Here is a 9,159-nt window from a genome sequence, read left to right as displayed (position 1 = left end):
TGTTCCATTTTAGAGATTTGTTTAAGATAAGATATAACTCATTGAGATGTGTCATAGTATTCGTCGTTAGAAAACAATTATTGTGACATTATTTCAATGAGTTATCTATTTTTGTCGTGTACAGAGATTATTATAGAAGCCCCCATGAATAAATCGCTCATCATTTTCGGCATCGTCAACATAACCTCGGACAGTTTCTCCGATGGAGGCCGGTATCTGGCGCCAGACGCAGCCATTGCGCAGGCGCGTAAGCTGATGGCCGAGGGGGCAGATGTGATCGACCTCGGTCCGGCATCCAGCAATCCCGACGCCGCGCCTGTTTCGTCCGACACAGAAATCGCGCGTATCGCGCCGGTGCTGGACGCGCTCAAGGCAGATGGCATTCCCGTCTCGCTCGACAGTTATCAACCCGCGACGCAAGCCTATGCCTTGTCGCGTGGTGTGGCCTATCTCAATGATATTCGCGGTTTTCCAGACGCTGCGTTCTATCCGCAATTGGCGAAATCATCTGCCAAACTCGTCGTTATGCATTCGGTGCAAGACGGGCAGGCAGATCGGCGCGAGGCACCCGCTGGCGACATCATGGATCACATTGCGGCGTTCTTTGACGCGCGCATCGCGGCGCTGACGGGTGCCGGTATCAAACGCAACCGCCTTGTCCTTGATCCCGGCATGGGGTTTTTTCTGGGGGCTGCTCCCGAAACCTCGCTCTCGGTGCTGGCGCGGTTCGATGAATTGCGGCTGCGCTTCGATTTGCCGGTGCTTCTGTCTGTTTCGCGCAAATCCTTTCTGCGCGCGCTCACAGGCCGTGGTCCGGGGGATGTCGGGGCCGCGACACTCGCTGCAGAGCTTGCCGCCGCCGCAGGTGGAGCTGACTTCATCCGCACACACGAGCCGCGCCCCTTGCGCGACGGGCTGGCGGTATTGGCGGCGCTGAAAGAAACCGCAAGAATTCGTTAACTGCACATTCGGGATATTTCTCTATATTCGCGGTTCAGCAGGCATGTCCCCTTTGAGGGCGACCCGACGACAGGATAATCGACCTTATGGTGCGCAAATATTTCGGCACAGACGGTATTCGTGGCAAAGCCAACGAAGGCGCGATGACGGCGGAAACCGCCTTGCGCGTCGGCATGGCGGCTGGCCGTGTCTTTCGTCGCGGTGACCACCGCCATCGTGTCGTGATCGGCAAGGATACGCGCCTGTCGGGCTATATGCTTGAACCCGCGCTCACAGCCGGTTTCACCTCGATGGGCATGGACGTATTCCTTTTTGGCCCGCTGCCGACAACGTAATAGGAAGAATAAACGCCCTTTTCACCCAAGTCCAAATTAATTTGCCGATTCCATAATCAGGGTGTATTACAATTCCATAGAGTTTTTCAATCCAGGTGGTTTAGCTGATAACTTAACGATTGATCAGCTTCTTCGTGAAGATTACTCGCCATGGGCGCGCAATAAAAGGATATCTGCCACGTTCAAAGAAGCGCATTTTATTGAAAAATATGGGTCAGGCATCAAACGAATCCAAGAAGGCTTCGCATCCTATGGTCTGCGTCCCCCTGTCTTTGAAAATTTCCAGCACGGTTTTCGAGTTATTGTCTCATCAAAGCTACTTTTCGAATCTAATGAGGGAGTAAGTGAGGGAGTAAATCTACTATTTAATCAGATAAGAACTAATCCAGGAAAGCGTGCACCATTTTTAGTAAACGAGCTATTAGTTCCTGTCAAGATAGTAGAGCGGTGGCTCAAAATCTTAAGAGATGATCATAAAATCGAGTTTCGAGGAGCTCCTAAAAGTGGAGGATACTGGCTAAAATAGAAATCAATGATACTCTTAAGTGGCACCAATCGAACTCCTATTTTAGCATTTAAAAAAGTGGTGGTGTTTTAAAAAGTATGCTGACATTAAATGAAGCCATTATTGATGTAAAAGAAGGTTAAGTCGAAGGCTTTAAAATGGTTTTCAAGCTTTTTGGAGAAATTACAACTTCTTCTAAAACCACGCCTTATTCGATGCCTTATTTTGCAATTATTACCTTCAATTCCTACAGTAAAAAACTTACCAATACTTTGCTTGCAGTTTTTAAAAGCAGTGATGAAACTGTCCCAATGATCACTTGCAATTCGGGTGTAGTGAATACCTAATTGTTTAAGCTTTGTCTTCAACCTTTGGACTGTAGCTAAATCTCTCTTACCCCAAACATAAGCAACAATCTCACCTGTTTCTCGATGGTAAGCGTAAATAAGCCATTGTTTATTATTTTTATTTCCAACAAAAGTCCAGAATTCATCTACTTCGAGAGATTCATAATGACTTTGTTTAGGCTGAATTTGATAGGCCGATTCAGTTAAAGTCCGTAAGACTTTACCGATACTAATGCGCTCAACTTCAGCGATATCTCGTATACCGCTGCCTCTGACCATTAACTGTAATATTTTACGAGTAATGCCAGAATTACATCCTAGATAGCTCAGAGCATGGTCACCAATAAACTGACGTTTGCAGTCTTTGCATTGGTAGTTCTGTTTCCCATCTACTTTGATGCCATTTTTCTTTATACTGTCACTGAGGCAGGTTGGACATTTGATTTCTAGAGTTATTTGCATTTCTCTATTTTATCAAAATTCAATCTGCTTTTTTTTAGCATACTTTTTGATACACCACCAAAAAAGTATCCTCACATCATTTTATTGAACAATACCTAAGGCTGCTCTGGCGGCATTGATATGATTATCGTCGTTGCACTCTACCGCAAAAGCGCCATATGCTAATGGAGCTGCAGCAGCCCTCTCTATAGATTGTTCGTAGAGCCTATCCCATATCGTTCCGCCTTGTTTAGCATACTCCGTTATCAAACTCTTCAGGCTATCCTCTCCAAAAACCGATACGTGACCAGAAAAGTCCAGTGCAGGATCACCCATATGCGCAGTAGACCAATCTATGATACCAGAGGTCTTACCTTCCTTCGAGGTTAAGACATGCCCTGCATAGAGATCGCCATGGATGAAACAAGTGAATTCAGGCCACAAAGGGTCATTGTCCAACCATCTACGGTATCTGTTTTCCAACGGCTCGCTGATACCTATCTCAGATTTCACCAAGTGGATACGGTCAGCTATTTCGGTCCTCAATTCACTTGGAGTCATTATTTTCAAGTTGCTCTTTCTCACATCGTCAGCTGTAATACGATGTAATTCGGCCAATGATTTTGCCAGAGACTCCACATAAGCTATGCTATCGCGATCTATGTTCCAAGAAACCTCATGTGTTATCGCATCGAATGTCAGAGCAGGCGCATCCTCCAGTAAAGGGTAGGCTATTAGGCGCTCCGATACAATTTTCCAATCAGGGACATTGATCGACAGGTTTCTTTTGGCTAAATCCAATATTCTACTTTCATTTTCGATTTGTTCAAGCATATCGCTTCTTCGAGGTATACGGAGTACCCAGTTCTCACCGTTTACTTCCTTTACAAAGGCAACTCTAAAGTCGATGCCCATCTCATTGACGCTCATCTCTTCCGAAATTCTCAGCCCATGCTCTAGGGCTAATGTTTGCATATCTTCGATTGTCATTTCTATACTGTTTTCTTTTATTAAATTGGTACCAGTTCCCCCGACAGGACATTCTGAATGTCATATACAGGTGTAACACTTTACCCATATTCTTTTCGTATGGATAACACTTCCCATCAGGGAACAAAAATCTGATACATGAATTAATTGTGAGACAGTAGACCTACTGTCGCATTGAAGCCATCTCGGCGACTATTTGATTAGGAAAACCAAGGCTTTGCCATCATAGCCTTATCATAGAAGTATAACATAGTTGTAAAGATAGAAAATTATTTTTTATTCATCCATGATGTTATTATTTTATAATAACATCATCTAAACATGTCCTGTCGCTCTTTTGTGCTGTGATATTTCATACCTATTAACTGCTTTCGTTTGAATTATACGACGTTCTACTCACAATAGGGCAAGGGTTACTCATTCCGTAGGATGCGGTTCACGTATAGGAAGAATAAACGCCCTTTTCACCCAAGTCCAACAGCTTTGGACCGCAGTTGACTCTTTCGACACCCCTGCGATGCAACCCAATCCGGCTGACGGGGAGCCAGCAACGCTGAAAATTTACCCTCCTCTTTCCCACTAGCGGCTCCTTTTCCGACAACCAGCACGGCGGATCCCTGCCGCGGCGCTGTGAACGCAGCATTTTGATTGGTATCGTTGGCCTTCAGGCTCGTCAGTCAAACAGACCCAGGAGCAGCTCAGCCGGTGGCGCCCGGCTTTCGGGTAACGCCCTGGTCCCGCTGGTTTCGGCTTTGTGCTTCAGGTGATCAAGGATCTGCTTGATCACTATAGGGTCTTCAATGCAGGCGATGACTTTCATGGCGCCGCCGCAGCCGCTGCAGGTCTCGATGTCGATATTGAAAACACGCTTGAGCCGTTGCGCCCATGTCATCGACGCTCGCCGTTGTGCTGGTGTTGCCGGTTCATCAGCCACCCTGACCTTGTTGCCCCTGCCCCGTTTTGCCGGCGTGACCAACGCCCGGTGCCGACTGTTGGGTGCGAACACCCCGTGGAAGCGGGTTAGGTTGACTCTGGGCTTCGGTACCAGGGCGGCCAGCCTTGCAATGAAATCCAATGGTTCGAAAATGACGTGCGTGGTGCCGTCCCGGTACGGCGTCTTGAGCTGGTAGCGCACGTTGCCGCCTCGTGTTAACGACAGCCGCTTCTCGGATACCGCCGGGCGGCTGATGTACCGGCACAGCCGTTCGAGCTTCTTGCGTTCATCGGCCCTGGCCGCCACGCCGGCGTGCAGGCTGGACCCGGCTACCTTGCCAATCCCGTCACCGAACGGATCACCACTGGTCGGCAGAGTTTGCAAAGTGAACACCTTTCGCCCCGCCTGTGAACCGACAGCGATACGGTAAGTGATCGAGTGCCCCAGCAGGGGTGTCATCGGGTCGTCATCCACCGCATCCGAGGCCAGATAGCTGTTTTCGACATCCCGTTCCAGCAGGCCTTGCCGTTCCAGATAGCGACCCACCCGGTGGGCGATGGTGTGCGTCAGCTGGGTGAGCTCTGGGCTGGTCGGCGCCTTGACCCAGCGGAAACGCGCTGAGCCGTGGGATTGCTCGACATACACACCGTCGAGAAACAGCATGTGGAAGTGAACATTCAGATTGAGCGCCGATCCAAAACGCTGGATCAGGGTGACCGCGCCCGTCTTGGCCACTTGGTGGGTATGGCCCGCTTTCTTGACCAGGTGCGTGGCAATGACGCGGTAAACGATGCCCAGCACCCACCCCATGATCTCGGGCCGGCTGGCAAACAGGAAACGCAGCTGAAACGGGAAGCTCAACACCCACTGACGCATGGGTTGTTCAGGCAGTACTTCATCAACCAGCAAGGCGGCACTTTCGGCCATCCGCCGCGCCCCACAGCTCGGGCAGAAACCGCGACGCTTACAGCTGAAAGCGACCAGGTGCTCGGCGTGGCAAGACTCGCAGCGAACCCGTAGAAAGCCATGCTCCAGCCGCCCGCATTGGAGAAATTCTTCAAATTCCCGTTGCACATAGCCCGGCAATTCCTTTCCCTGCTCTGCCATAAGCGCAGCGAATGCCGGGTAATACTCGTCAACGATCTGATAGAGAAGGGTTTGCTCGGGTCGGTGGCTCTGGTAACGACCAGTATCCCGATCCCGGCTGGCCGTCCTGGCCGCCACATGAGGCATGTTCCGCGTCCTTGCAATACTGTGTTTACATACAGTCTATCGCTTAGCGGAAAGTTCTTTTACCCTCAGCCGAAATGCCTGCCGTTGCTAGACATTGCCAGCCAGTGCCCGTCACTCCCACTCGATTGTAAACAAGCACACAAAACCCTTTAGTGACAACAATTTGCAAGAACTATCAGGCTCAGTGCCATGAAAAATACCATGACCAGATCATGAGGTTGAACACGGCTTGCGCCGGCAGCGTTCACGCTCCTGGTCGGCGATCTCGCCCGGCTGCAATGCTAGCTCAGCATCGGTCATGCGCTCCAGCACGTCGCGTAGGCGGATGGTGCAAGGAATGGGCGGCAGCTCGAACTCATAGCCGCCGGCGATCATTTCGGCCGCAATCTCCTCGGTGATGAAAAACGGCTCGTCGTCTTGGTTCGGCTTCTTCATGCCCTTTCCTCCTGGCGCTCATCCTGGCCGACAGCGGCCAGGGCATCGGCTTCCGTCAATGCGTCCTCCACGAACGCGCCGTGCTGCTTCGCTTCGGCCTGGCTGACCTCGGCCCATATCCGTTTCACCTGGGCCGCACTGTACCCGGCCAGCTCGGCGGTCTTGTTGATGCTGTAGCCGGACTTGCGCAGCGCGACAACTTGGGCGCGGCGCTTCGGATCAGCACGGCGGCCCTTGTACCGCCCGGCCTGGCGGGCCAACTCAATGCCTTGGCGCTGGCGTTCGCGCCTGTCCTCGTAGTCGTCGCGGGCCATCTGCAAGGCCAGGCGAAAAAGCATGATCTGCACGGCTTCCAGCACGATCTTGGCGACGCCCTGGGCCTCGGCCGCCAGGTCGGATAGATCGACCACGCCAGGGACGGCCAGGCGTGCGCCTTTGGCCTGTATCGAGGCCACCAGGCGCTCGGCCTCGGGCAAAGGTAGGCGGCTGATGCGGTCGATCTTCTCGGCAATGACCACCTCGCCGGGCTGTAGGTCGCCGATCATGCGCAGCAGCTCAGGCCGGTCGGCGCGTGCGCCGGATGCCTTCTCACGGTAGATGCCGGCGACGTAGTAGCCGGCGGCCTTCGCGGCCGTAGTGATCGCCTCTTGGCGTTCCAAGTCCTGCGCGTCGGTGCTGACGCGCAGATAGACCCGCGCCACCATCGGCGCGGCTACTGGCTTCGTCCTGCGCATACTTGCGGGCTCCTTTGGGCATACTCAAATGCACCCATCTTAAACTGGCAGCTAATGTACAAAAGTTGATAGAAGCACACAAGTTCAATTTTGCACTTCTGCCCCACTATTGCAAAACTGCTTGTTAGTAGCCGTTTTTTCTTACTGTTTATAGATTCAATAATTTTTGAAACGAAAAATTGGGACTAAACATTTCGGTTTCGTTTTCTGTCGATTCGTCCTGCGTATCTTTTGCATAAACAAACATTTGTTGTTCGTAGTTTTCGATGGCATTTTCAATACTTGTAAATTCTCCGTTTGTAAGGTTTTCAGACAATATCAAAGCATCCAATAATCCCGTATTTACACCCTGTCCTGCAAAAGGCGACATCAAATGAGCAGCATCGCCAATCATTGTTATGGGTAATGGACGGTTACTTTTCCAATCATTGTTCAAAGGAAATTTCCTTGTGGGCAAGCATTGAAATGTTGATACCGAACGTATTAATTGTTTGTAAACTTCACTCCATTTGGAAAATCTTTTCAATAAAAAATCGGCAACGCTGTTTCTGTCCTGAAAATCTAAGGGAATTTTATTTTTCCATTCATCGGGCGTTTTAAAACTAATTCCTAAATACAATGCACCATTATTATTGGGATTGGCAAACAATAAAATGCCCTGATGTCCCGCCATTAATCGGTTGCCGTTGCATAGCTGAAAAAATCCGGGACAGTTTATTTCCGGTTGAAGAATATCAGCTTGGATGTTGAAAGTACCGGTTTCTTCAACTTGCGTGTCGGTAACAAAGCTCCTTATTTTCGACATTCCACCATTGGCAAGAATAACCAAATCTGCTGTTTCACTCGGTTTATTCTCAAAAGTTAGTGTCCACTTCTTCTTACCAGGTTCAAGCATAACAAGTTTTCTATCCCAAATAACCGTGTCGTTTTCTAAACTATTCAACAAGATAGCCCTTAAGTCATTTCTGTTTATTTCAGGATTGTCAAATCGATTTTCGGGCTTTACATTTTTTGTGGATAAAATATTGCCTTTTTCATCAGCAATATTTACACCCATTGGTAAGGCTAAGTCATAATAAGTTTGTAACAATCCCGCTTTTTTCATTGCTTCCTGACCTGAACCTTTGTGTAGGTCAAGGGTTCCACCAAAAATTCTTGCCTCTCGGTCGTTGTCTCTTTCGTAAACTGAAACGTCTATGCCGTTTTGCTGTAATAATTTTGCCATAGTCAGTCCAACGGGTCCACCACCAATTATTGCAACGTTCTTATCACTAAGTAAATTCATTTGTTTGTCTGTATCTATTCGCATTGTCATTCAAAAATGGCACATAACAAGTGGCTATACGCCAAATGGCGTATATATCCACTATATCTTATTTTGCTAAACCTTTCATTATCAGTGACAAATCCGTTTTCAACCGTTTACCGTTCGTTTCTACTCTCTCAAAAGGATTTATATTCATAGTGCTTTTTGTTAAGTTTTGCTCAAATATACAAATCCTTTCTATATATCTAACAAATCCATCGGACTTTTTAATTGTTCCATTCCCTTGGTGGTAATATGTGTATAAACCTCAGTTGTTTTACTGCTTGAATGACCTAACAACGATTGAATATAACGTAAACTCGTACCATTCTCAAGCAAATGCGTTGCAAAGCTATGTCGTAAGGTATGTACAGTAACTTCCTTTTGAATCTTTGCTTTTAAAACAGCTGCTTTAAAAATGTTTTGAATACTTCGGCTTGAGTATGCGCCACCTTTTTGACCTTCAAATAAATAATCTTTTGGTTTATATTCCATAAAGTATGTTCTTAAAATAATTAATGTTTTCTCAGATAAAATGGTATAACGATCTCTTTTTCCTTTTGACTGTTCTATACGAATTTGCATGCGCTTGGAGTCAATGTCTTTTATTTTCAGGTTTATACATTCAGAAATGCGCAAACCTGCCGAATAAATAGTCATCAGAATAGCCTTGTGTTTCACGTTTTCAATAGCGCGTAGTACCCGAATGGTTTCTTCTTCACTCATCACAACAGGAAGTGTTTTTTCTTTTTTTGGTCTTTCGATGAAATATGTTTTCCGTTGTCCACCCAAAACACGTTCGTAATAAAACTGGCACTGTTGCAAAGTTAGCGATGAGGCAGCCTTTTGTCTTATTCAAAGGCCTTACATTTCAAAAACTCTGCTTACCAGGCGCATTTCGCCCAGGGGATCACCATAATAAAATGCTGAGGCCTGGCC

10 protein-coding genes and 1 pseudogene are annotated in these 9,159 nt (G+C 48.0%); 3 read left to right on the top strand and 8 right to left on the bottom strand.

Annotated features, from left to right (window positions below; translation table 11 throughout):
* Window positions 1–144 precede the first annotated feature (144 nt).
* The 3 genes from sul2 to FTU19_RS15305 all read left to right on the top strand — a co-directional run bounded on the left by sul2 (window position 145) and on the right by FTU19_RS15305 (window position 1,821).
* Window positions 145–960, top strand: a complete 816-nt coding sequence (gene sul2, locus FTU19_RS15315) for a sulfonamide-resistant dihydropteroate synthase Sul2 (protein WP_001043260.1) — start codon at window positions 145–147, stop codon at window positions 958–960.
* An 86-nt stretch (window positions 961–1,046) separates the two neighbouring features.
* Window positions 1,047–1,295, top strand: a complete 249-nt coding sequence (locus FTU19_RS15310) for a phosphoglucosamine mutase (RefSeq protein WP_071830581.1) — start codon at window positions 1,047–1,049, stop codon at window positions 1,293–1,295.
* Window positions 1,296–1,356: 61 nt separating this feature from the next.
* Window positions 1,357–1,821, top strand: coding sequence for an ATP-binding protein (locus FTU19_RS15305; RefSeq protein ID WP_071830580.1), 465 nt, complete (start codon window positions 1,357–1,359; stop codon window positions 1,819–1,821).
* Between the two features lie 86 nt (window positions 1,822–1,907).
* Here the strand turns inward: FTU19_RS15305 and FTU19_RS15300 are convergent, their stop codons facing one another.
* The 8 genes and pseudogenes from FTU19_RS15300 to FTU19_RS15260 all read right to left on the bottom strand — a co-directional run.
* Window positions 1,908–2,609 carry an IS1 family transposase gene (locus FTU19_RS15300; RefSeq protein ID WP_004282344.1) on the bottom strand — a complete coding sequence of 234 codons (702 nt, stop codon included), beginning with the start codon at window positions 2,607–2,609 and terminating at the stop codon, window positions 1,908–1,910.
* A gap of 81 nt (window positions 2,610–2,690) precedes the next feature.
* Window positions 2,691–3,578 (bottom strand): Mph(E)/Mph(G) family macrolide 2'-phosphotransferase, encoded by an 888-nt coding sequence (mph, locus tag FTU19_RS15295; protein ID WP_071830579.1) that lies wholly within the window; start codon window positions 3,576–3,578, stop codon window positions 2,691–2,693.
* A gap of 673 nt (window positions 3,579–4,251) precedes the next feature.
* On the bottom strand, window positions 4,252–5,745 hold the full coding sequence (locus tag FTU19_RS15285; RefSeq protein WP_001120888.1) for an IS91-like element ISVsa3 family transposase: 1,494 nt from the start codon (window positions 5,743–5,745) through the stop codon (window positions 4,252–4,254).
* Window positions 5,746–5,955: 210 nt separating this feature from the next.
* Window positions 5,956–6,180, bottom strand: a complete 225-nt coding sequence (locus FTU19_RS15280) for a hypothetical protein (protein ID WP_000743213.1) — start codon at window positions 6,178–6,180, stop codon at window positions 5,956–5,958.
* Complete coding sequence (locus FTU19_RS15275) at window positions 6,177–6,914, bottom strand: recombinase family protein (RefSeq protein ID WP_001366550.1); 738 nt, start codon at window positions 6,912–6,914, stop codon at window positions 6,177–6,179. Before FTU19_RS15275 ends, FTU19_RS15280 begins: the two co-directional genes overlap by 4 nt.
* 148 nt (window positions 6,915–7,062) lie before the next feature.
* On the bottom strand, window positions 7,063–8,229 hold the full coding sequence (locus FTU19_RS15270; protein ID WP_024160783.1) for a tetracycline-inactivating monooxygenase Tet(X3): 1,167 nt from the start codon (window positions 8,227–8,229) through the stop codon (window positions 7,063–7,065).
* A gap of 189 nt (window positions 8,230–8,418) precedes the next feature.
* A complete protein-coding gene (locus FTU19_RS15265) occupies window positions 8,419–9,012 on the bottom strand; it encodes a tyrosine-type recombinase/integrase (protein WP_205779272.1) in 594 nt (197 codons plus the stop codon).
* Between the two features lie 72 nt (window positions 9,013–9,084).
* A pseudogene (locus FTU19_RS15260) lies at window positions 9,085–9,159 on the bottom strand (IS6 family transposase); the annotation flags it as partial.

Source organism: Acinetobacter sp. YH12072 (assembly GCF_013419565.1).
Classification (GTDB): Bacteria; Pseudomonadota; Gammaproteobacteria; order Pseudomonadales; family Moraxellaceae; genus Acinetobacter.
Note: the sequence above shows the minus strand (reverse complement) of the source record. Positions and strands in the feature narration are given on the sequence as shown.

Bases quoted from the DNA above. Each gene is read 5' to 3' on its own strand.
- FTU19_RS15275 (WP_001366550.1), bottom strand. From the start codon at position 6,914: ATGCGCAGGACGAAGCCAGTAGCCGCGCCGATGGTGGCGCGGGTCTAT.
- sul2 (WP_001043260.1), top strand. From the start codon at position 145: ATGAATAAATCGCTCATCATTTTCGGCATCGTCAACATAACCTCGGAC.
- FTU19_RS15310 (WP_071830581.1), top strand. From the start codon at position 1,047: ATGGTGCGCAAATATTTCGGCACAGACGGTATTCGTGGCAAAGCCAAC.
- mph (WP_071830579.1), bottom strand. From the start codon at position 3,578: ATGACAATCGAAGATATGCAAACATTAGCCCTAGAGCATGGGCTGAGA.
- FTU19_RS15280 (WP_000743213.1), bottom strand. From the start codon at position 6,180: ATGAAGAAGCCGAACCAAGACGACGAGCCGTTTTTCATCACCGAGGAG.
- FTU19_RS15300 (WP_004282344.1), bottom strand. From the start codon at position 2,609: ATGCAAATAACTCTAGAAATCAAATGTCCAACCTGCCTCAGTGACAGT.
- FTU19_RS15270 (WP_024160783.1), bottom strand. From the start codon at position 8,229: ATGACAATGCGAATAGATACAGACAAACAAATGAATTTACTTAGTGAT.
- FTU19_RS15285 (WP_001120888.1), bottom strand. From the start codon at position 5,745: ATGCCTCATGTGGCGGCCAGGACGGCCAGCCGGGATCGGGATACTGGT.